Source organism: Achromobacter sp. FW305-C-13 (genome assembly GCF_058783475.1).
On the sequence record NZ_JBYSYN010000002.1, the window covers coordinates 1,026,568 to 1,050,217 of the forward strand.

General features: G+C 67.1%; 11 protein-coding genes. 5 read left to right on the top strand and 6 right to left on the bottom strand.

What is annotated here, in order from left to right:
• Position 1: 1 nt before the first annotated feature.
• The 4 genes from tagF to AC3WMU_RS16100 form a co-directional block, all read right to left on the bottom strand.
• On the bottom strand, positions 2-985 hold the full coding sequence (tagF, locus tag AC3WMU_RS16085; RefSeq protein WP_006226848.1) for a type VI secretion system-associated protein TagF: 984 nt from the start codon (positions 983-985) through the stop codon (positions 2-4).
• The gene (gene tssM / locus AC3WMU_RS16090) at positions 982-4,743 is read right to left on the bottom strand and encodes a type VI secretion system membrane subunit TssM (protein ID WP_454677765.1); all 3,762 of its coding nucleotides are present in this window, start codon (positions 4,741-4,743) and stop codon (positions 982-984) included. The genes tagF and tssM overlap by 4 nt, the downstream gene beginning before the upstream one ends.
• Positions 4,744-4,808: 65 nt before the next feature.
• On the bottom strand, positions 4,809-6,167 hold the full coding sequence (locus tag AC3WMU_RS16095) for a hypothetical protein (RefSeq protein WP_492282645.1): 1,359 nt from the start codon (positions 6,165-6,167) through the stop codon (positions 4,809-4,811).
• Positions 6,167-7,018 (bottom strand): M15 family metallopeptidase, encoded by an 852-nt coding sequence (locus AC3WMU_RS16100; RefSeq protein WP_035213947.1) that lies wholly within the window; start codon positions 7,016-7,018, stop codon positions 6,167-6,169. Before AC3WMU_RS16100 ends, AC3WMU_RS16095 begins: the two co-directional genes overlap by 1 nt.
• A 192-nt stretch (positions 7,019-7,210) precedes the next feature.
• On the opposite strand from AC3WMU_RS16100, the gene AC3WMU_RS16105 reads away from it, so the two are divergent.
• Genes AC3WMU_RS16105 through AC3WMU_RS16125 form a run of 5 tightly spaced genes read left to right on the top strand, consistent with a single transcriptional unit; the run spans position 7,211 to position 15,114 of the window.
• Positions 7,211-8,098, top strand: a complete 888-nt coding sequence (locus AC3WMU_RS16105; protein ID WP_280026370.1) for a hypothetical protein — start codon at positions 7,211-7,213, stop codon at positions 8,096-8,098.
• Between the two features lie 58 nt (positions 8,099-8,156).
• Entirely contained in the window at positions 8,157-11,045 is a 2,889-nt protein-coding gene (locus tag AC3WMU_RS16110) for a type VI secretion system Vgr family protein (RefSeq protein WP_492282646.1), read from the top strand.
• Between the two features lie 5 nt (positions 11,046-11,050).
• On the top strand, positions 11,051-12,031 hold the full coding sequence (locus AC3WMU_RS16115; RefSeq protein WP_492282647.1) for a DUF4123 domain-containing protein: 981 nt from the start codon (positions 11,051-11,053) through the stop codon (positions 12,029-12,031).
• Positions 12,024-12,803: a DUF3304 domain-containing protein gene (locus AC3WMU_RS16120; protein ID WP_492282648.1), complete on the top strand. Its 780-nt coding sequence runs from the start codon at positions 12,024-12,026 to the stop codon at positions 12,801-12,803. The genes AC3WMU_RS16115 and AC3WMU_RS16120 overlap by 8 nt, the downstream gene beginning before the upstream one ends.
• Complete coding sequence (locus AC3WMU_RS16125; RefSeq protein WP_492282649.1) at positions 12,796-15,114, top strand: phospholipase effector Tle1 domain-containing protein; 2,319 nt, start codon at positions 12,796-12,798, stop codon at positions 15,112-15,114. The genes AC3WMU_RS16120 and AC3WMU_RS16125 overlap by 8 nt, the downstream gene beginning before the upstream one ends.
• 39 nt (positions 15,115-15,153) lie before the next feature.
• Here AC3WMU_RS16125 and AC3WMU_RS16130 read toward each other — a convergent pair whose 3' ends face one another.
• Complete coding sequence (locus AC3WMU_RS16130) at positions 15,154-15,654, bottom strand: hypothetical protein (protein ID WP_427959028.1); 501 nt, start codon at positions 15,652-15,654, stop codon at positions 15,154-15,156.
• 76 nt (positions 15,655-15,730) lie between these two features.
• A complete protein-coding gene (tssI, locus tag AC3WMU_RS16135) occupies positions 15,731-23,608 on the bottom strand; it encodes a type VI secretion system tip protein TssI/VgrG (RefSeq protein WP_492282650.1) in 7,878 nt (2,625 codons plus the stop codon).
• Positions 23,609-23,650: the final 42 nt, after the last annotated feature.

The following is a 23,650-nucleotide window of genomic DNA, read 5'->3' on the forward strand; positions in this document are numbered from 1 at the left end:
CCTAGGCTCCGATGAAGACTTCGCGGAACGTCTCCAGCGCCTGGCGCAGGGAGAGCCGCGGTTGATCCAGATAGCTCGACAGCTTGGCCAGGCCGTGGCTGGCGCTGACGTGGTCGCGCACCCACGGCGCGTCTTCCAGCACGATGTAGTGCTGCGACAAGGTCTGCGGCGTGGACAGCAAGGTGGCCAGCGTCTGCGGGGATGCACCCCGAAAGCCCACCACCAGCCGATGCTTGCCGGCGATCTGCCCGATGAACATGGCGATCTCGAAATCCGCACGCGTGAGGAACGGCGCGATCAGCGTCATCCAGTACGTCGCGACCAGATTGATGTAGAGCGGATCGTCCGGCAACGGTAGCGCCAGGCCGGTGTCCAGCTGCGATGAACCGCTGGACATCACCGGCGCAAGCAGGATGCCCAGCGCCAGCACGATGTCGTGCATGCTGGCGGCGTGGCCGTTGCCGCGCAGCATCGCTTCGACGCGTTCGATTGTCTGCAAGTCGATGAAGGCGTCGAAACCGTCGTCGGCGGCGGTCCGGATCTCGCCTTCCAGATCATTCAGCGTCTGCAGGGCGGGGCCCGGATCGCCTTCGCGCATCAGTTGCGCGGCGGCGGTGCCCATGCGGTTCCACATGCGGCTGAAGGCCAGCGGGCTGCGTGCGATGAAATCCAGCGGGCGGGCGACCTCGACCGAGGTTGCGCTGATGAACGGGAAGCGCCTTCCGGACTGGTCGCGGCTGGGCTGCAGATGGCCAGCGATAGCCAGCTTGCCGCGCGAGCCCAGCACGGCGAACGGAACGGGCTGCGCTTCGTCGTACAGGGTCTTCCAGTGGGGATCCTGGGCCAGGACCTCCATGGTGTTGGCCACCCACGCGTCCAGCGTCGACATCAGCTGGGGATGCGAGGTGTTTTTGACGAAGTCGCCACGGGACGGGATCTTGCCGAAGTAGGCCGTACGGAACATGGGAGACTGCGGGTTGCTCATTGCTGCGCTCCGGCAGGCGTCGGGGCGACGGGAGGTTGAGGGGAAGCGCCCGCCACCGTAGCGGGAAGGCGCAGGTTGCGCAGGCCTTGGCTGCCCGGCTCGGTGCCGCCGGCGCTGGCCGCTTGCGCGTTGCTGATGATGCGAAGCTTGACCGGCACGGTGATGTTGGACTTGCTCCAGCTCATCTCGAAGCTGCCGTCCGGGTTCGGCTTGCGTTGCGACCCCGAGATCAGGCGCTCCAGGCCGAAGCGGCCCGGTTCGTTGACGATCTCGACGACGGTGCCATCGAACGCAGTGGCCGTGATGCGCGCGCCGGGTGCGCCTTGCGCGTTGGGCCAGACGAAGTTCACCCATTGCGGCGGCGTGTTGCGATAGCGCAGTTGCTGGCCGTCGATCTCGATCGTGTACTCGGTTACGCCGCTGGCGGGTTTGGGCTGGATCTGGAACAGCGTCTGCGGCTGGCTGGCTGCCCCCGAGCCTGCGGCGCCGCCCGACAGCGGAGCCACCCACTGCGCGAAGTTGGCGGTGAACGACGGTTGCAGGTCGATGCCCATGTCGCCCCAGGTGCGCGCGGTCAGGATGTCGCCGCGGCGTACCGTCAGCGGGCCCAGCGTGTCGTTGACGTATTTGGCGATGCTGCCCTGCGGGCCGAACACCTGTCCGATCTCTTCGCCGCTGGCTTCGACGCCGGCCTTGGTCGAGAACGGGTACTTGTCGGCCAAGGTCTGCGAGAAGGGTTGATAGACCTGGGCGTTCCAGACCTTGTTCAGCTCGGTCTGCGCGGGCTGCATGGCCACGGCGTAGCCCTGGATCAACGGGCGGACCAGCAGCGGACGCAGGGTCTCGCGTTGCGCCGGCGTCAGGCCGGCCAGCATTTGCTCGTCGACCAGCTTGAGCGCGTCGGCCAGCTCCGAGTCCTTGCCTTCCAGCGTCTGGCGCATCAGCAGCAGCGCGCCCGGACCCGGGTCGCCCTGGTTGTTGATCAGGTTGAAACGCGTGCGGATCTTCGACAGGGCGTTCATGTAGTTGCCCAGCAGCGACTGGTTATCGCGCGTGACCACCAGGCGGGCCACGTCGGAGAACTCGCGGCCCACCGGCCCCATCGGGATCTGCTCCCCGCCGGGCGCGACTTCGGTGGGTTTGGGCTGGCCCTGGCGCAGGATCACCCGCTTGAACCAGGCGACCACGCCGGTCTGCGCCTGCGAAATGCCGGTGTTGATCAGCGAGGGGTTGTCCCAGGACGTCTGTTCATAAGTCGTGTTGATCAGTTTTACCAGCGGCGAATTCTGCGGATCGCCCAGCCGGTTCATGCCCTGGACCGCCTGGTCGAAGCTCGTGAACGGCTTGATCGTGACCCCTCGCAGCATCTTCTGCCACTCCTGCGCGTACTCGGTCTTGTACATCGTGGCCAGGCTCTTCTGGATCTGCTCCGGGCTGCCTTCCAGCGTCAGGTCGTCGCGCGCGTTCACGCCCAGCACCCAGTCGCTGGTCTGCACCTCGCGGCGCGCGGCTTCACCGATGGCTGGCTCGATGTACTGTTCCCAGGCCTCGCGGGTGAAGGTGCCGGGCACCGCGTAGCTACCGGCCACCACGGCGGCGTCGGCTTCGCCCATGATGCGCGCCACGGTCATGGCGGGGAAGCGCGTGGCCGCGCGTGCCTTCAACGTTGCATAGGCGCGTTCGCGCGCCGGCATGCCTTGCATCACGCTGCGCAAGTTGCCGCGCGTGCGCTCGACCATGGCCAGGTTGGTGTCGATCTGAGGCCAGTCGGCGTCGGCCGCGCGCGCCACGTAGAACGAGATCAGCCGTTCCGCGCTGCGGATCAACTGGTCGCGCGGCATGGCGCCGCGGTTGGTCTCAAGCCAGCCCCGCCAGAAGCGGGTGATCTGGTCGGACAGGTGGGTGGGGTCCACGTGTTCGCGGTTGGCCATCATCAGGTACGTCTTCAGCGCGTTGTAGGCGTCGTCGACGTTGGTGGGCGAGGCATCCTGGAATAGCATGTCGCCCGCGTTGGCGCGCACGGGCTGCGCCTGGGGCGGGGCAGCCGGCCGTGTGCCGGCGGCCGCCTGCGAGACGTCGACGCGGCCCAGATAATCCTCAAGGCTGGCCTTGACCGGCACCAGCATGAACTGGCGCAGGCCGTTGTAATACTCGGCCAGCAATCGATCCTTGAGCACGTCGCCCTGATACAGCCCTAAGCCCAGCGACAGCGGCCGGCTCGAGGAATAGCGATCCAGCTGCTCGATGCGGTCCTGCAGGATCTCCATCGCTTCCAGCCGGCTTTGCAGATCGGTGCGCTCGCTTTGCAGGCGCACCACCTTGTCCAGGTCCGCCTGCACATTGGTCGCCAACTGCCGGTTGCCCAGGTACGACCAGCTCCAGCCCCCCAGCACCAGGCCCAGCGCAAGCACCAGCCCGAAGAACGTCAGGTAGCGCATGCGGACCTTGTTCGGGCTGGCGTGCTGGCGCACCAGTTTCTTGTCGGCAAAGATCACGCTTGAGAACAGGTCGCGCAGGAAGAAGCCGTTGTGGGAGCTCACGCTGCGGGCGGCCTCGTGCGCGGCCGGGCGCAGGGTAAATCGCTCGGCGAGTTTTTCGGTGGAGGTGCTGCGCGAGGCGCCTTCCTGCAGCGCGCTGGTGAAATAGAAGCCCCGGAAGACGGGCTTGTACTGGAACGGGTTGGTCTCGAACAACGTCGACAGGAAGGTGCGCAGCGCCGGCTTGACACCCGCGAACTCCAGCGGGAAGGTCAGCAGGCCCGGGGGCAGGGCGCCGCTGCGCCGCAGCGAGATCTGGGCTGTGCCCATTTCTTTGAGCCCTTCATACAGTTCGTCGAAGCGCTCGTCGAACAGCGTCAGCACGTCGCGGCTTTCGTCGGCGCCGTACGGCAGCGTTGCGCCCCAGACGCGGTCGCGCTCGCGGGCGTCGGCGTCGGCAAAGAACTCCGAGAAGCCGGCGATCAGGTCGGCCTTGGTGAAGATCACATACACCGGCGCAAAGACTTCCAGCCTGTCGGTCAGTTCCTGCACGCGCTGGCGCAGGTTCTTGGCCAGGTTGATGGCGAACTCGGGGCCGGAATCCGTCAGTTCGCTGATGCTGGCCGCCACGATGATGCCGTTGATCGGCGCCTTGGGACGATGGCGCTTGAGCAGGTCCAGGAAGCTCATCCACTCGTTGCGGTCTTCCTCGTGGACCGAGTAGCGGCCCGCCGTGTCCAGCAGGATGCCTTCGGTCGTGAAGAACCAGTCGCAGTTACGGGTGCCGCCTACGCCGCGCACGGCTGCGCCGTTCTTGTCGGCGAACGGGAACTGCAGCCCCGAATTGATCACGGCGCTGCTCTTGCCGGCGGCGGGGTTGCCGATGACGATGTACCAAGGCAGCTCGTACAGCGCTTCGTTGCCAGAGGTCTGGCCGATCTTGGACGTCTTGATGGTGCGTACCGCCTGCGTCAGGCGCGTGCGCAGCGCGTCGACCTCGTTGCGGTTGGCGGCGGGGCTGGCCGCGGCGCCTGTCTGCACCTGTTGTTCCAGCATGTCGCCCAGCTTCTGGTTGGCGCGCCGGGTGCGGCGCCGGCGCCACAGCCACACGCAGAGCCACAGGAACAGCAGCACTCCCAGCAATGCGCCGGCCCAGGTCATGGCGATCTGCATGGTGTCGGCGAACAGGAACAGAAACACGATCAGCGCGATCAGTCCGATCACCATGAAGGTGCGTGGGTTGGCGAACACCCGAGCGCTCCAGTAGCGGAAGTCGCTCATGGCGCTGGAAAATCGAGAAAACAATCCTGAGGGGCTACGCATGGTTTTCGCTGTTGTTTTTGGGGTCAGGCGGTAGCGCTGGCGGCGGGTCGGGAGACCAGTGCCGCGCAACGCAATGCGGGGTCTTGCAGGGTTAGGGTCAGTACGGGCTGTTCCAGCTGGACGCAGGCTTCGCCGGCCACGGCCAGCGTCAGCAGCGACGCGGCCACACCGGTGTGGCCACAGGCGGCGCCGACCGCCTGGCAATCCTTGCTGGCGTCCAGATGGGCAAACAGTTGAGACGCGACGTTCAGCGGTTCAAGTGGACGGCTGCCGCGGTGATCGGCGTCGCTGATGACGTGGGCGACGTGCTCGGGCGCGACGTCCGCGCGTTGCAGCAGTTCGCGCGCCAGATCGGCCAGGGGCGGCTCCGCCAGCGCGCCACGGGCGTCGGCGGACTTCTGTCGATGCCATACCGGAGACAGGGCGATGCGCAGGTCGGCGTCGGCATCTGCCGGGCCAAGCAGCAGCCCGGCGGCAGCTTCACCCGGCACGCGGCCCTGCGGATTGGCGTGGGTAAGCAACTTGGCAAGGCCATCCCAGAGCGCAACCTGGTCGGCGTCGATGTAGCCGTCGCCCGCCAGCACGATGCGCCACAGCGGCTGCGCGTGGGCATCCGGCGGTGCGGATGCCAGTTCGCGCAACAGGTGGTCGCCAGCCATGGCGTTGCGCGCCAGGTGCTCGGCGACGCTGACGCGGGCATCGGGCCAGACGCCGGCGGCGGCCAGGATTTCCTTGCGCGCGCGCTCGCGCGCCGCTTCCGGCCAGTCGGCTGACAGCAGTACCTCGAAGCGCAGCAAAGGCCAGTCGTCGTCGCGGGCGGGCACGTCCAGTTCAGTGACGCGCCGGTGGGCGTCGCCGGTGAGGGTGCGCGCGATATCCGTCAGCAGTGCCGTGACGCGCAGCGTGGCCGTTGCCAAGGCCTCCGGCGGCGCGCCGCGTTCGTGGGCCGCCGCGTACAGCTCCAGGTCGTTCAGGCCCGGCACGCGCCCGGCAAAGATGGGAAAGCCCTGGGGCGTCTTGAGCTCGGCATCCAGTTCGGGCCGCTTCTGTTCGGCCATCGCCTGCGCGATGGCGGCGGTATCGGCGCCCGCCGCCGCACGCGCGGCGACGGCGACCACGCGCAATTCGGCAAGGCGCGGCGCGGGCGGCGTCTGCGCCTGGGGCTCGGCTGCCGGTTCGGGCTTGGGCGCGCGCGCGGCTCGCACGGCGCGCACGCCCAGCCACAGCGCCGCCAGCAAGGCCAGCGGCAACGCGAACAGATAGAGCCCGATGTCCACGCCGGTGGGCAGCGTGCGCGATTCCTGCCACCAGATGATGACGGCCAGCCACACGACGGCAAACAACGCCAGGATCAACAGCCCTTTTTTCAGCACGCGCGCCATTACTTCGTGGCCTCCCGCGCACGCTGCATCACGCCGGGGCGGCGCAGCTCGACATGGCCAAAGTCCATCATCTTCCAGCGTCCGCCCCACGTCAGGCCAACGAGTTCCGCGGTCTCGCCAAACAGTTCATAGCCGCGCATGGCCCAGGGGTCCTTCTCGGAAATGACGATCTTGCCGTCGCGGTAGAACGCGCTGTCGGCCGCCAGGCCATATTGGTGATAGCTCTGGAAGGCGCCGGCGTTCGTCACATGCGTGCCCATGCCGGCCAGCTCTTCCTGCCGCTCGGGGCTGCGGTAGCCCTCAATCAGCGCCATTTCGTAGCCGTGCTGCTCGCGCATGATGCGGTAAGCCAACAGCAGGCGCTGACGGAAATCGGCGTCGAACAGGTCCCAGTTGCGGCTTGCGCCACCCAGCTTCGGACGCACCAGTTCGACCTCGCGCGTGGTGAACGCTTCCGGGGGCAGCGCAGCCGGCGGAGCCAGCCTTTCACCCTCCAGCAATGCCTGGATTCGGCGGTCCGGACCGGCCGTTTGGGTGCTGTAAACGAATGTGTGATTGTGTCGCATCAAGAAAGCGAAAAGTGACGGAAGCAACACAACTGTCAACCCGATCGCGACCTGCCAACGATACCTTCCGACCCAATCCAGCGACGCGCTCATGCCGTCCCGGACGGCACCTGCCGTGCCGCCGACGGCTCCACCCGCATGACTCGCGCTACGCGTCGCGCCCCTTGCCACGCCCTGTACGCACGCGCGCAAACTCCGGACTGCGCCTTGGCGCAGAGCCGGAAAAAACAGGAGAGCGGAGACGCCCACCGCCAGTAAAAAATACAGGGGCAGTAGCAGCAGCAAATTAGGTCCCTCATGTGAAGGCGTAATCTTTTGTTTTATTCGCGCATGAGGCAAGCGATCCGGCGTTGCAAACAGCGTCCGACCCTTAGGAATCGTAACAAGGAGCAATGATCGAAATAGGCCTATCGGGTATTCTCGTCGAGCTTGGTTACAGGGGGGCTGCACACGCCTCCTGCTGACACGGGAACCCGCATGGCAGAAGACAAAGAAGACGCTCGCCCTACGATGACCGCGCCGAGTTTGCTCAGCGCCTCCACGCCCGCGCGCGGCGAGGCCGAGTCGTCGCGAATCCTTGCTGCACTGGAAGGACGCGAACCGGAAGCCGAGGTCAAACATCTAGCGACGCCACGCAACTCCCGCGCAGGGCGTTGGGTGGCGTTGGCGCTGCTGCTGGCGCTATTGGCCGGCGGCATCACCTGGATCATTCATGAAGACGGAGCCGTGCCGATGGTGGCGCAGGCGCCGTCGCCTGCCGTCGCTTCCACGCCCAGCCCGATGGCTTCGCTGCCGCAAGCCTCGATGGCAAGTCCGCCCGCGCCGGCGGGCGAACTTGCGCTGAAGCCCATGGATAAGCCCCCTGCGGTGGCCGCCATCATTGATGAAGCGCCGCCCGCTCGAGACGCAGATGTCGGGCGAGGCGAGCCCGAGCCCCTGGCGGCGCCAACCAATCCGCTTTCCGTGCTGGCAATGACGCCGCCTGCGGCGGCGGCTGCTGCGCCCGCAGCCGGCCCCACGCGCCAGGCCGCGGAACAGCGTGCGCAACAGGCGGGCGCGCCGCGCGCGGCCAAGCCTGCCAGCACGCCGCCGCGCAAGACCGCAAAACCGTCCGATACCGATGCCGCGCTGTTGTCGGCCCTGATGAACTACGGGTTGCCCCCGGCCTCGCCGCCCGGCACGCGTGTTTACAAATCCGACGGTGTCTTCATGCGCGAGATGCCGGGCTCGCCGCTGGCGGAGCGGTTGAAGGAATGCCGCAAGCTCAGCTTTATTGAAGGCGAGCAGTGCCGCCTGCGTGTGTGCGCGGGCCAATGGGGCACTGCGATCGAATGCCCGACGCCGCAGGCCAACGTCGAACCCTGACGCCCCACCGTCCGAACCGGGCCGGTGTTGCCCACGTCCCCCAAGAGGTTTTTGCTCCATGGCTGTGAACGCAAGCAACGGCAGTTTCAGCGCCCAGTCCCGTCTCTACCGGCTTGATGGCGAGGGCGCGATGTCGTCCCTGCAGGTCGAGGGGTGGGTCGCGCGCGAGGGCCTGTCCGAGCTCGGTGAAATGCGCGTCGTGGCGCTGGCCGACAACGCGGCGCTGGATCTGAACGACATGGTGTCGCGCCCGGCCACGCTGTGGACTACGCGCGCCGACGGTAGCGAGACGGGCCGCAGCGGCGTCGTGCGCGCCGCCGAGATGCTGGGCGGCAACGCCGGCATGGCGCGTTATCGCGTCACGCTGGCGCCGTGGCTCTGGCTGGCCACGCAACGGCGTGACAACCGCATCTACGAGAACCAGCCCGTGCTGGAGATCGTGCGGCACGTGCTGGACGGCTACGAGGGTTATACCTACAAGGTCTCGGCCGAAGTCGAGCACCATCTGGCCGATCTGCCCGCGCGTTCCTACACCACCCAGTATCGCGAGACCGACTATGCCTTCCTGTCACGCCTGCTTGCGGAATCCGGCCTGGGCTGGACGACGGTCGAAGACGAGGCCGCGCCCGCGCGCCACGCCGTGCTGATCTTTGCCGACAGCCGCAGCCTGGCCGAAGACGCTGAGTCGGCTGGCGCGGGCGTGCGCTTTCTGCGCGCCCATGCGACGGAATCCCGTGATGGCGTGCAGGCGCTGGCGCGCCGGCGCCGCAGAGGTGTCGAGCGCGTGACGGTGCTGGCCTGGCACGAAAGCGGCAAGCACGCCGTTACGGGCCAGGCGCTGGCCGGCCCCGCCAATGCGTCCGGTGATGACGGCGCCGGGTTGGAATGGTTCGAGCCCCTGGGCCACGGCAGCCTCTTGAATCAGGCGCATGCGCAGTTCCAGGCGACGTTGCTGATGGAAGCGGTGCAGGCCAGCGCCGAGACGTTTCTGGGGCGTGGCAATGTGCGCACGTTCCGGTCCGGTACGCGCTTCACATTGCAAGACATGTCGCCGCTGGGGCCGGCGGGGGAATCGGGCTTCGAGCCCGTCTTCGCCCTGGACCGCCTGGAACATGCCGGCGTCAACAACCTGCCCGGCCAGGCCGATGCCAGCATGGCGGCCAAGCTGGGTGCGCTGGATGACTTCCTGTGCTTTGAAGACGACGAGGCGTGCGAGGCCACCGACGACAACGTACGCGACCATGACGATGCGTTGATCGGCGTGGGCCGGCCCGAGGCGGCCGTACTGGCGCGGGCGCACGAGGTCGGTTATGCCAACCGCTTCCGCGCCGTGCGCTGTGATCGACCCTGGCGCGCCTTGCCCGCCGGGGCTCGCGGCGCAAGGCTTGTCGGCGCGCCGTCCGCGGTGGGTGTGCACACGGCGATCGTGACCAATGCCGAAGGCGCGACCGAGGCCAGTGGCGAAGACGAGATCTACCGCAACGCGCGCGGCGACGTGCGCGTGCGCTTTCACTGGCAGGCCGATGGCGATGGTTTGGCCAAAAGCCGCTGGGCGCGCGTGGCCCAACGCCAGGCCGGCGCGGGCATGGGCATGAGCTTCGTGCCACGCATCGGGCAGGAAGTGCTGGTGCGGTTTCTGGACGAGGACATCGACCAGCCGCTCGTCGTGGGCGCGCTCTACAACGGGCGAGGCGAAGGCGGCATCCCGTCGACCCCCGGCGGCAAGTCCGGCGAGGCCATGAACACTGAAGTGTTTGCCGCCGCCACCGACGGCAAGCCGAGCGCGCAGGCCAACCTGGCCAGCGGCAACGCACCGGCCTGGCACGGCGCGGCAGGCGGCGACGAGCAACACCGCAACGCAGCCGCGCTAAGCGGCTTCAAGAGCAAGGAGTTTGGCGGCGACGGCTACAACCAGATCGTGTTTGACGACAGCGACGGCCAACTGCGCATGCAGATCAAGTCCACGCAGTCTGCCAGCGAGCTCAACCTGGGCCATCTGATCCACCAGAGCGGCAACTATCGCGGCAATGTGCGCGGGGTGGGGGCGGAACTGCGCACCGATGCGTTCGGCGCGCTGCGCGGCGGCGGCGGTGTGCTGCTCACTACCTACACCGCCGGCGCCAGTGAACCTGCGGGCGACGCGGCGGCGCCGCTGGCGCTGGCGGGGCAGGCTGATCTGATGGCGCAGTCGTTCGATGGCGTGGTCGGCGCGCACCAGGGCGTGCGGCTGGCCGCGGCGCGCGGTACGACTGCCGCGGGCGCGAGCCGGTTGGACGGGGAGCGCGCACCGCTGGCCGCCATGACGCACGCGGTTTCCGGCACGGTGGCCGGCGACGCCGTGGGCGGCGCGGCGGGCGACGCCTCGGCCAAGCACACGGAAGTGGTCGACGGCAAAGTGCCGCACCTGACCGATCCGCTGGTGCTGATGGCGGGCCGCGCAGGGCTCACGCAGGCGGCGGGGCGCAATGTGCAGGTCACGGCCGGGGAACTGGTGCATTGGTCATCGGGCCAGGACCACAATCTGGCCGTCATCGGTTCGCTGCGCGTGCATACGGGCCAAGCGCTCGGCATCGTGGCCGGCGTGCAGAAAGGCGGCGCCGAATCGGGCCTGGATCTGATCGCCGGCACGGGTGAAGTCGACGTGATCTCGCAGCACGACGTTCTGACCATGCAGGCGCAACAGGACCTGCGCATGGTCAGCGCCAACGCCGGCATCGAATATGCCTCGCCCAAGCGCATTCGCATCGCCAACGCGGCGGGCGCCAGCATCGTGATCGAAGGCGGCAACATCACCGTCACGGCCCCGGGCCGCATCGACGTGAAGACCGGCAACAAGCAATTCGCCGGGCCGACGCAGATGCCGTATCCGTTTCCGCAGTTCACCGTCTGCAAGAGCTGCGTGCTGGACGCCCAGGAGAGCGTGCAGTCCATCACCGACAAGGTGTGAGGAAGATGGCTTATTCCTGGCAAGAAGCCCTGCTTTCCACGTTTGCGGAATTGCCGCAGCACCGTGGCCCCTACGGCGAAGCCGCGCGGGCTTACGTGATCGTGGATTTTCGCGGCCACCCCGATTTGCTGGCGCGCATCACCGCCACCGAAGACCTGAGCTTCGGCTCGGTGTGGGCGCAGACCGGCCTGGACATCTATGGCGACGTGGCGCCGCTGCTGATCGAGGTGGACGGCGCCTCGCAAGGAGTCTTGCGCGGGCCGCGCTACGAGGATTTCAATACCGTGCTGGTGCGCGTGCTGGAAGCGCTGCACGAACGAACGGGCGGCCGCTATGCAATGATGAGTTTCGCTTCTGCCGTGCCGCTGGAAAAGCTCATCGCGCACTTTGGCCGTTTCTGCGACTACGCCTTACCCGACGCCAGCGAGTTCTTCCTGCACTGGTACGACACTCGCATCCTCGCCCGTGCCTTAAAGGTGTGGACCGCCGAGCAGCGCGCGCGTTTCGCCGCGCCCTTGATCACGTTGCGTTATGCGTTGCGCGACGGCACTGGGGCCGAACTGGCCGGCGCCGGTCGGCTGCCCGCCGACAGGCCGGAAGGGATCGAACGTTTCACGCCCGAACAGCATCAGATGCTGTTCGACCTGGACTACCCGGACAAGCTCGCGGTGCAACTGCGCCGTCTGTATCCCGGCCTGTTGCCCGGCAACCCCGATCAGGATGCGCTGGTGCCGCGCGTCGAGGCGCAGCTGGAACGCGCGCGTGCGCACGGCGTGACGGGCGACAAGGACACGTTCGATTATGTGGCGTGGGGCGTGTCGATCTCGCCGCGCTTCGATGAGCATCGCTTGATCCGTGAAGGGCTGCTGGCCTATCGGCCAGATGCCGAGGGCGGCTTGGCCAAGGTGCTGGAAGGCGTGCCGGATGTGGTGTGGGATGAGGTGCAGGCGCTGCACCTGGAGAACTTGGGAGTGGAAGATGCGTAAGGGACTGATCGCCGCGCTATTGTGGCTGGGCATGCTGGCGGGGTGCAACAGCGAACCGGTCTACCAAGGGGTCAGCTTCATTGCCTACAACTACACGCCGTGGAATATCCGCAGTATCAGCGTCAAGGACAAGGGCGATGGCGTGGCGTCGACGATGCAGGTCAGTCCTGGCGGCGGCGAAGGCTCGGTCACCTGCTGCTTTACGCTCAAGGGTACGGCGTTCACGGTCGACTGGCGTGGCGTCGATGGGGAGCTGCTGCGCAAGCATCTGCACGATGGCAAAGCCGACTCGCTTTATTTCGACCGGCAGGGTGCCATCAACTTCCCGGCAGCCGAGATTCCGCCTGGGGACGGCCCGCTGTATCTGGAGCTGCACATCTATCCGGATGAACACATGGAACTGGCGTTAAGCCGCAAGCTGCTGGGCCAGACGCGGATCCCTATCGTGGACACCGTGGACTGGTTGTGGCGCGACCATCGCGCCTCGCTTGGCGACTACCGCAGCGATGCTGAGTTGCTGCGCGTCACGGCCAAGGTGTTGCAATCCGCATGGAAGAAGTACCGCATCGAAGACAAACAGGACCTGCGCCAGTACATGCTGCTGTATTTCACGGTGGCGTCGAATTTCGATAATGATCCGCAGGTGAAGGCGATCCTGGAAAAAACGGGGCGCGCGCCAGGTGACTTTGCCCGGGAAGTGGCGGCATTGCCGCAGACGAATCTGGATCAGATAAAGAAGACAGGTACCCCCCCGGGAGATAAGAATGTCTGACGTGCAATCCAGCGATCTGCCGCAGGAGAACCGTACGCCGGCATCCGTGCTGAAAGCCATGGCCCAGAACGAGGCGGCGTACCCCAAGGACGACTGCAATGAATGCGGCGCGGTCCTGCGGATGGGATTCTTCTTCGACGGATTTGGCCGCAACCGCGATGAAGATGCGAAGCATCCGACCTACTACTCGAACATCTGTCGGCTCTGGGAAGCGCACTACGTCCAGAGCGATCCCGGCCGTCCCGAAAAGCATCACTGGTTCCGGTTCTACTATTCGGGTCTGGGAACAGACCTGAACGCCGACGCCGAGAATGACGACATGATTTATGCGGCCGCGAAGGCCGGCATGAAGCTGGCGAGTAATGCGCAGAAGGCGGTTTCAAGCAACGTCGGTAATGTGCTTCGCACGGACGAGATTCCGAACCATAAGCTCACCGGCCGCGTTACGGCGGCCGTGAAGAAGTCGCTGCGGGAATCGTCGTATCAACCCATGGTCAAGGCGTATAAGGACGTCGTCAAGGATGTGCAGACATTGCCAGAGAAGGCTGTGCGCATCTGGAACGCCTGGGATCCCGAGAGGTTGGTGAACCGAGCGAAGGCGACCATTCGCGGCTTCTGGGCAGGGTTCAAGAAAAACCCGTTGAAGGTGGCTTGGACTGCAGGCAAGGAAGCCGTGAAATCGACCATGATGGAGACGGTTCCGGTCATCCGGGATCAGGAGACGGTGGCTTATCTGATGGGCACGGGGGTCGACGTGCGTGTCGATTCTGCGTTGCGGCAATTCAAAGCTGCCTACGACGCGGTGAGCGAAGGCCAGAATGTGCGCCGCATCGAGATCACCGTGTTCGGGGCGGACCGGGGTGGGGTGGTTGCGCGCCAGTTCGTCAATGACCTGGTCAAGAAATACCGCCGGCGTCACGATTCGGACCTGGCTGTACGGGGCGACCTTACCAAGAACAAGCCCGACGCTGATATCCAGATCCGCTTCATGGGATTGTTCGATTCCGTTGCGTCCATCATGGACGAGAACACGTTTCTGGGTTTTCTACCCGTTACCGACCTCATCAAACAGACGCACAAGGATCGGACGCTGACGGTGCCGGCCGCCGTGCAGATGTGCGTGCATTTCGCGGCGGCACACGAATTGCGGCGCAACCAGCGCATGGACAGCCTGGAAAAGACGCGGGGCCTGCAATACCTCTATCCGGGATCCAGCGGCGACGTGACAGGCGTCAGCCCACCCGGATCGCTGAATTCACGCGTTGAACTGTCCCGTGTACCGCTACGCGACATGATGAACCAAGCCCTTTCGCATGGCGCCGCGTTTCACAGCCTGGAGCGGCTTGCCGATCTGAAGCCTGACACCTACCTGCAATTTTCCTTGTCGGAGCCGATCGTGGATGGCAGTAGCCGCCATAAGATCCTGGAGCTCGTCAACGCGTATCGAGAAGTCGTGAAGTACGAACCCGGCATCGACTTCCTTCCGCACATGGAGACATTCCTGCGGTGGTTGGCCGTGCGCTATCAGGATGCGACGTTCCGGGCCGAGCTATCGGATCCAGCCGAAGCATGGATCAAGGATCGCGATTTCTACACGCCTGAGCAGGAGTTCAACGAAGAGTTGCGGCGCGTATCTGCGCTGTCTGCGGAGGAACGGAGCAAGCCCGAGAACACCGCGCGCTTGCGCGAACTTGAAGCGCTAAAGAATGAGCGTTGGAAGCGCGCGTCAGAAAGCCGTGGAGAGTTGCCGCCGCAACGGTTCAAACCGCTATGGGAGCGCCTTGAAGAGGAATACAAGAATCTGGAAAAGGCCGAGCAGAACGATGCCGATACCGAGCGGCGCCGAGCGGACCTGGAGCGCAATAACCCGCAAGTGTTGCGAGCGATGGAGCAGATGGACAAGGACATGCGCGACCGCGAAAACATGCGCGACGAACTGATCAAGCGGGGAGGTGGCACACCTAAGAAGATGGCCGACCCGTTGGCTGACATGAAGGCCGAGCGCGAAACCCAGAAGCGCCTTCTGGCCGCCTGGCGCGATGCGCGCGACGGCAAGACGCAGTTGCCGGCGAAGGTGATGACCTTGTTCGACTGGCTGGTACACGACGCCATGTTGAGCAGCTGGCCCGACCATCTGCTGGCCAGCACCACGATGTACTTCCGCGTGCGTGACAAGGACGTGTTCGCCAAGACCGACGCCAAGGCGGAAATGGAGCAGCGCGGGAAAGACATGCGTAACGCGGAAAAGGTCGAGGCCCAGGCGGCGCGCACCGAGCAGAATATCCAGCAGATGACGCCGGCGCGGCCCTAAGCGGCGGCGTGGCGCTGGTTTGCGGACCTTGCCCGGCCCTTACTTCTGTCCGGCTTCGACCTCGATGGTCACCGTGTTGGACTTCACGTCTTCGGCTTCGATGTAGACCTCATAGGTCGCCGGGGTGGCGGGCAGGTGCAGCACGCCGGCCATGTCGGTGGTGAAGCGCGTTTCGACCGTCATGCCGGGCGGCAACGCCAGCTTGGGCGGCGGAGCCCCTTCGCTCGGATCGACCGACACATTGGGCAGCGTGGGGCGCACGTAGTTGAAGGCGATGCCGCGATAGACCTTGCCCGTGCGGGTATCGACCGCCACGAAGCGCGGCAGTTGCGGGTTTTCCACCACGGGCAGGATGCCGCGGGCGCATATCGGAATCGTCAGGGTGTTGCCGTCGCGGATCTTCACGCGCGAGGGCGCGGCGATGCGCATCTGCGCGTCGTACCCTTGCAAGGGCGGCATGCAGGCGTGCTCCTTCTGCGAGTGCGTGGGCACCGAGGCGAAGGTGGCGGGTTCAATCCAGTCGGTAGTCATGATCGGCATGTCGGCATCGAAATTTGCGAAGAAGGAGCGGCGGCGGTTGTTGTCGTTGGCGGTGGTCGGTGACGAGGCGGCTGCCTCAGAACGAGGCCCAGCCTTCAGAGCAGTCGACCTTGCGCACGGCCTTGCTGCAGCTTGGGCAGAAGTGGATGTTCGCGCAGGTGATGCCGTACATCACGCATTGCCCGATTTCCTGGTTGTACTGGCCATTCTGATCGCGTAGGCCAAAGTAGCAGTGGCCGCCCATGTTGTAGTAGAAGTGCGTCGGCGGGTCCAGCTTGGAGTCGTCCGCCGAGGTGTCCACGTTGCGCAGGCCCGGCCAGTCCGGGCCGCTGGGCACCATGCCCAATAAGTGGCCCATTTCGTGGGCGAGCGTTTCGGTCAGGTAGGCCTGCGAGTTGGGCACGAAGGGATCGAGCGTGGAGACGAACAGCAGGTTGGTCCCCGTGATGGCCAGGCCGGCGTAGCTGGCGGCCACCGTGTTGAACTGGATGTTGAGCATGCCAGTCAGCGGCGTAGGTGACACCTGCGTCAAGTCCACCGACACCGACCAGACGCCGCCCGACTCATCGCGGATCGGCGTGATCAGGTGGCGGGGGATCGGCAGCGAGCGTTCTGCGCCTGAGGCGTCCCGGTACAGGTATCGCGCGTGCACGAGCCAGTCGTCGCCTTGGTCGAACTCGTACCAAAGGGGCGATTGGCTGCGGTCGTCGTTGACGATGGGTACGGTCATGACCCGGCCGCCGGGGCCAGCAGGCACCGGCAAGCGCATGTCGCCGCTGACGCCCGGCGCCACCAGCCGATCGACGTGGCACACCACCAACGTGTAGGGCTCGCGTTGTTTGCCGGCCGACGGGGTGTAGGCCTGTCTCACGGCCTGCATGATGGCGTGTTGCGCGTCGGCGTCGTCGGCGGCATTCACGGCGGAACGGCCGCGGAACTGCACACGCGGCAGCTGAATCATGTCGATGCCATGCAGCGCAAATTCGGCCGTGACGGGCGTCACGTCGGCCAGATGGCCGGCCGGGCGCGGGCTCATGCACATCACTTCCTGGATGTACAGGCGGCGCACGGTTTCAACCCGTTCGGTTTTGATCAGCTGGCCGCGTTCGTCGCGCACTTCGAACAGGTACAGGTTGAGCCCGGCGGCCGGCAGCGTGATGTCGTCCACGATGCGGGTGCCGTCCGCGTTCGTGACATAGCTGCGCGGATTGCTGTGCGGCTCCTGGTAGCTGGCGCGCCGGCCGCGTTCCCGGGCGGAGTACGGGATATTGGCAGGGTCGGGCTTCACGGTGATGGTGAAGCGATGCTGGCCGGGGCGGTTGAACTCCACATGGATGCGGGGACGGTTCGATTGCCGTTCCGTGGTGGTCAATGCGCTGCCGTCGTTCCAGCGGTCGGCGACTTGATCCAGGTTCACGTATTGCAGGCGCGCGCCGTCCTGGCGGGCGCGATAGGTCGATACGCCAGGCACCACGCGTCCGGAGCCCGAGGGGGCAGGCGTGTCGCCTGGCAGGTTCGTGCCTTGCGTGCGCGCCACGGGTCCCAGCCCGATCGTGTCCAGTACGTCGCGGGCAATCTGCGGTAACGGTGAATCCGCCACGCCCGGTATCTTCATCAACACCTCGGCCACCTTGGGCAGCGTCTCGGTGGCGAGCGTGGGCGATTGCAGGATGGCGCCGATCACGCCCGGCACCGAGGACGACGACAGGCCTGGCATGCTCAGGATTGCGCCAGCGACGGACGGGATGTTGGCTTGCTTGACGTCGGGCAGCGTGAACAGTGTGTCAACGGCGGACCCCAACGCGGCCATGCGGTCGCCGCTGGCGTTCAAGGCCTGCGTCATGACGGGCACGATGGCTGCGCTGACGCTGGCGCTGACGCCGCCCGCGGCGAACGTGGACGCGCCGGACAGCGCGGTGGAGGCGGCGCTGGCCTGTTGCGCAAAGGTTGCCAGCCCACCGCCCGCCGCGACCGCGCCGATGCCTGCGACGCCAGCGCTGCTGGCGCCCGTGGCGGCGCCGGCGGCTGCCCCCGCGCCACCGGCGGCAGATAGATCGGTGGCACGGGTGGCCGGGGTGCTGTCGGCCATGCCCGCGGCGCGCGCCGTCGTGCTGCCGAGTACGGAGTCCGGGCTGCCGGCGGAAGCGCTGGCAGCCGAGGGCGCGGCCGGGGCAGAGGGAGCCGCGGTTCCCGCTGGGGCTGCGGTGGCGACAGTTGGCGTGGCGGTGGCAGGCGGTGTCGCGGCGGAGGAGGCTGGCGTCGCGCCTGCCGCGGTTGTCGCCCCGGTTGCGGAGGTCGGGGTGGTGCCAGCCGTGGCACTAGTGCCTGCGCCGGTTGTCGACGCCGTGCCGCCTGTCGCGGCTGAGCCGCTAGCCGCGGTTTGGGGCGAGGCGGCCGGGGAGGCGCCGGTGCCGCCGGATGGGGATTCGGCCGTGCCCGCGCTTGCCGCGCCCGGGCCGGCGCCTGTTCCGAAGGTCGTACCGGCGCCCGATGCGACGACCGGCGTTGCCGCCGTGGCGGCGCTCGTGCTTGTCGTGGCCGAGGCGGCGGCCGCCGCCGTGCCCGCACTGGCCGCGCCCGCGGCGGCGGATGCACTGGTCGGGGCCTCGGCGCCTGGAATGGCCATGCCTCCCGCCTCTTGCATGCCAGGCAGACCAGCACCTTGTGGCAAGTTTGTACCGGCAGCCGGCACGAAACCGGGTGTTTGTGCAGAGACACCCGAGAGGGAGGGGGCGCTGTTTGACAGGGAGGGCGTACCGGTTAATGCCGCGTCCGAACTCGACAGGGAAGGCGTGCTGGACAGCATGGCGTCCGATCCAGGGTGGGGCGGCGCACTAGTCAACGCAGCCTCCGTTGCCGGCATGGCGGTATTGGTCGCGACGACAGAGGCAGTATCCGGGGATATGCCCGGGATGGCGTCAGGCATGTGCAGCCCGGGCTGCGCCGTGCCGGTGTGCGACGCAATGGCCGGCAAGTCCACGGTGGCGGGCAAAGCGCCTTCCGTGACGGAGGCAACTGATGCGGCAGGTGTCGCGCTGCGGGCAGCGGATGCGGTCGCGCTGAACAGGGCGCCGGCGCCCGCGGCAAGCGTCGAGAGCAGGGCGGCGTTGGGCGGTTCGCCACGACGATGCGTGGTGTTTTCGTAGTGTGCGTTGTGGTCGGTCTGCTCAGTGCGGCCGTTGTTTTCAGCGCGTTCGTCGTAGTGACGTGTGTCGCGAGCGCCAGTCTTTGTGCTTACTTGTGCTTCTGTCGTGCCTTGTGCGATTGGCGCAGGCGATTGCGCGTCCTTGGCATCGGCATCGGCATCGGCATTGGCAATGGCAATGGCATTGTCATTGGCACGATCGGCGTCGCCCCGGGCACGTAGCGGCGTTGCCGCTGCAATGTTCGTGGCAACCGCCGCGATCATGCCGGCGCCCGTTGCGCCAAGAGGCAAGGCATGAGGCGCGAGGCGCTCTGCTGTACGCGAGGTCTCGTACTTGGTCGCGGAGGTTGCGGCCGACGCCTGCGGCGTCGCGCGGGGGGTGTTTGAGACCGCTTGGGTGTTGCTGATATTGCTCGCACCGACCACGCCTGCGCCGACGACGCTAGCCGCCATCCAGCCCGCGCTTGACGGGCTCGCCGTCGTGGGATTCGCGGGTATCTGACTCGGGGCGGTTGCGTTGAATGTCGACGGCACGGTATCCGGGCCGACGTGGCCTTGCGCCCAGTCGGGCAGGCTAGGCGCGTTGAGCGTGCTGGCGGTGGTTGTGGCGTTACCGAAAGACGCCGACATTTCTGACGTGGCGGACGGGGACGCCAGCGTGCCCGAGGCTATCGAGGCCGGCGTATCAAGTCCCGGCGAACCGAGCGACGGTGCAAGGTTCTGTGCGTTCAAGGGCGCGTTGCCAAGAGGCGTGAGGTCGACGCCGGTGGGCATAGATGTGTTGCTCAGCGTGGCGGCCGACAGGGCGCCACCGGCTTCGGATGGGGCCAGCGCACCCGTTGCAGCGATGCCCGCGCCCGCCGCGATAGTCGCGCTTGCGCTTGCGCCTGTGGCTGTGGCTGTGGCTGTAGCAATGCTCGTGCTTGCACCAGTGGCTGCTGCGTTCGCTGCGATGCTGGAGCCCGCACCCGCGGCGAGGCCCGCATTCGCGCTGGCACCCGCTCCCTGGCCAGCAATGATGCCCGCCTCTGGGGCCAGCCTAGACGGGGCGACCGGAGCGCTTGCACTCGCTGCGCCTGCCGGAGGCGTGCTGGCCGTGTTCTGGCCGCCCGTGTGGGTCGCGACGGAAGGGGCTGTGGCCGCCGGTGCCGCAGCGGAAGCGTCAGGGGATGCCGGGGTGGAGGCAGAGGCGGTCTGTAAGGTTGGTGCCGCGGCGGAGTCGGGAGCCGAGTCCGGAGCCGCAGCAGGCATCGCAACCGGCGCCGATGCTGCCTGTGCCTGTGCGGGTGCCTGTGCCGAAGCAGGAGCCGAAGTCGAGACGGGTGCCGAACCCGAACCCGAACCCGAACCCGACACAGGCGTAACTCCCCCCGTCGCCGTTCCGCCATCGGGCTGGGGCGTCTGCGGCGCGACCTTGTCGCCTTGTGCACTGTTTGCGACACTGGCCTCGCCAGTCATTGCAGGTGCGGCGCTTCCCGCCGTCCCCGCATTCGAGACGTCGGCCTGCGGCGTCGGGCTTGCTCCTGCCGATGCGGCCGGCGATGTCGAGGAGGCACCCGGCAGCGCCGAGCCTGCGCCCACGCCGCCATCCACCCCCGTCGCCGCACCCGCACCCGTCCCCACGCCCGCAAACGTCGCCGCGCTACTGATCATTTTCGATGCGCCCTCGGGCGCGACGGAGGCCAGCATGTCGGTCGCGGCGGGCATTGCCGCCATGGGGTTCTTGATCAATTCTGCGGCCTTCGTCACCGTGCCGGCGGCCGCTGTTGCGCTGTCGATCATGCCGCCCGCGCCAGGCGCGACCGAGCCTAGCAGGCCGGACGCGGCCGGCAGCGCCGACATCGGGTTCGCGATCATCGCCTGCGCCTGCGACACCATGCCCATCGTGTTCTTGGCGGTGTTCAGCAGCCCGCCCACGGCGGGGCTAGCGCCGCCCAGCAGCCCGGGGGCGGCCGACAGCGCGCCCATCGGGTTCTTGGCCAACCCGGCCAGCGTATTCGCCTGGCCGGCCAACTGCGAGAGCTTGGAGGCCGCGCCAGCGGCAGTCTTGCCCAGGTCGCTCAAACCGGCAGGCATCGCCTCGCCCAGCGCGCCCAAGCCACTGTCCGCAACGCCGGCACCACCTGCGCCGCCGAAGCCGGCCATCAGGCTCGCGCCGGCCTTCTTTGCCGCCGTGGCGAAGACGCCGTCCTTGTGCACCAGCTCCGCGCTGACGATGAGCGGGTCATCGACCGTGGTGCTGGGCAGGGCGGGAAGATTGGCCGCATCGCTGCCCGGGCCAACCAAGTTGTGCGTGGCGCCCTTGACCGAGAACAGGCCGGGTCCCTTGAAGACGATGTCGGCGCCGTCGAGCGTGACGCTGCCGCCGGCGGCTTGCAAGGTGACGCGCTGGTTGCCCAGGATCTCGATGCCCTCGGCGGACGAGGTGACGGTGATGTCCTGGCCGGCCAGCGCTTCCAGGATGTCGGTATGCGCATGCAACGAGACGGGCGCTTGCGCCGAGATGGCGCGGATCGGGCCCTGCTGCGCGAACACGCTGGCAGACCGCGCCGAGACGGCGGCGTACGTCTGTTGAGCCGCGACGTGGGCATCGGATTGGGCGGTGGTGTGCAGGTGCTCGCCCGCATGCAGCACGGCGCTGGCCGGGGTGGCCAGGTTCAACGAATTCGGTGCATCGACAAAAAGGTGGGGGCCATTGATGCGTTCGACAGGGGCATCGCCGGTGCGCTGGCCGCTGGCGGCCTTGCCAGCGGCCTGGCCGTTGACCTGCGGTGTGTAGCGGCCTTCCTGCTCAGGATCCAGGGCCTGGAGCAATGCGTCGTAGCCCTCGGCCGCAGCCAAGGGGCGTGCCTGATGCTGGCCGGCGCTATCGTTCAGACGCCGCGAGGCGTCCTGCGCACCGCGCAGCAGCAACAGGGCTTCCTGCGCGTCCGCCTGCGTGGACTTGCCCTGTTCGCGCGCGGTGGCCGACACCAGCATGCCTTGGCCCGATCGCACGACCGCCCAGGCGTCCGAGCGCAGTTCGAAGCCGGTGCCGCGCCATTGGCCACGGCTGGGCGCATCCAGTTCCTGCTCCACCAGGTAACCCAGACCCAGTTGCGTGGCGGCGGTGGAGCTAGCCAGGCGCGTGCGCAGTTTGCCCTTGGTGTCGTCAAAAACCCATTGGTTGCGCCCCGCGCCGTCCAGCCCCTGGCTGTGCCAGCCGCTCAGGACGCCTGCGTGATTGGCGTCGCCGTTCTCGCCGGCGGACCACGGCGGCAGATCGGCATCGTTGTAGAGTTGGCCCGCGACAACGGGCTGGTCGATATCGCCGTCGATGAATTCGACGATGACCTCGGTGCCGCTGCGCGGCAGATGATGCGCGCCCCAGTTCGGTCCTGCCTGCGCACTGGCCACGCGCAACCAGGTGCCGGATCGTTCGTCGCCCGGCGCGTTGCCACTGGCGTCGCCGTGGGTGCGGTGCGGCAGGCCGCCCGGCAGCGGCTTGTCGCCGCGTTGCCAGGGGAATTGCACCTTCACGCGCAGATCGCGGTCGGACGTGATGGATGCGTCGCTGGCGCTGACCACGACGGCGGCAAGGCCTTCCGGGGCGGTAGGGCGGGGCCGCCAGACGGGCATCAGCGCCGCGGCTTCGGGCTGCGCGCTGAAGCGGTTGCGGTAGGTGCCACGCTCCATGTCGGGCGTGTCCAGCACCTGGGCAGCCTGTCCGCCCAGGTTGTTGGTGGCCTCGTGGATGACCTCCAGCAGGGCGTAGCGGTTGCCGCCCAGTTCGTCGACCGCCTGCCCGCCGCCGCCTTGCGCGTAGCGTTCGTGCTGGGTCAGCGCGAACAGCCGGCCCGGCGCCAGCGAACGCACCGTGCCCGCGCCGTCGAAGCGCACCAGTCGGGATTCGTGGGTGCGCAGCGACCGCGCCACGCTTTGTTCGGCGGCGTCGTCGTCGGCATAGCGGCCGTGTCCGGCGTAGTCGTAGTCCTCAAGCACAGGCAAGGCTTCGACCTGGACCTGCGATCGGGTCTGCGCGGCGTGGGCGGTCAGCGTGCGTTCGTTCCAGGCCGCTCGCGCGACGGCGTTCGGACGTACGGCCTGGGCCGCCGCGAAGCGCGTAATGCTGTCGCTGGTTTCCGTGGCGTCGCTGCGGTGAAAGCGCAAGGGCGACGCCGGATCTTCGGGGCGGGCGGCATCCGCATCGAAAATCACCACGCGATGGCGTGCACCCCCGCCTGAAGCCTGTGCGTCGTCTTGCTGATGTTCGAAGCGATAGCTCAAGCCGGCCTCGGCCAGGATGCGCGCAACGAAGTCCAGATCGGATTCGCGGTACTGCGTGCACGTCGCGCGCGGCGCAGGCGCATCGGTCAGCTCAAAGGCGAACGCGGCCTGGGGATAATCCGCAAACACTTCGCTGACGATGTCCTGCACCGACAGGTCCTGAAAGATGAAGCTGTCGCGCCGCAGCGCCAATGCGGCCATCCACGGCGCGGCATGCAGGCGGTAGCGGGCCAGTCCGCCATCGGCGCCTAGGGCATCAACGCCTTCGACGACCGCGTGCCAGCGCCGCATCGAGCCGTCGGCCTGCAGCAGGCTGACGGTGATCTCCTTGCCCAGCAAGGCCGCCACGTCGATCTCGGCGCTGGCCGCCAGGCAGTCGAGAGTCAGCGAGAACAGGCGCGAGACGCCTTCGCGCAGGGTCATGCGTTCGGCAACCAGCTCCGCGTCCAGCGGTGCGCTCACGCGCAAGAGGCGCGCTTGTTGCGACAGGGTGGCGATGTTCAGCGACGAGTAGGCCGGGGCGTTCGAAGGCAAGGCGTTCATAGGGCTTGGCGGTATTCGATCGGCGGAGCCGAAGGCGCGCAG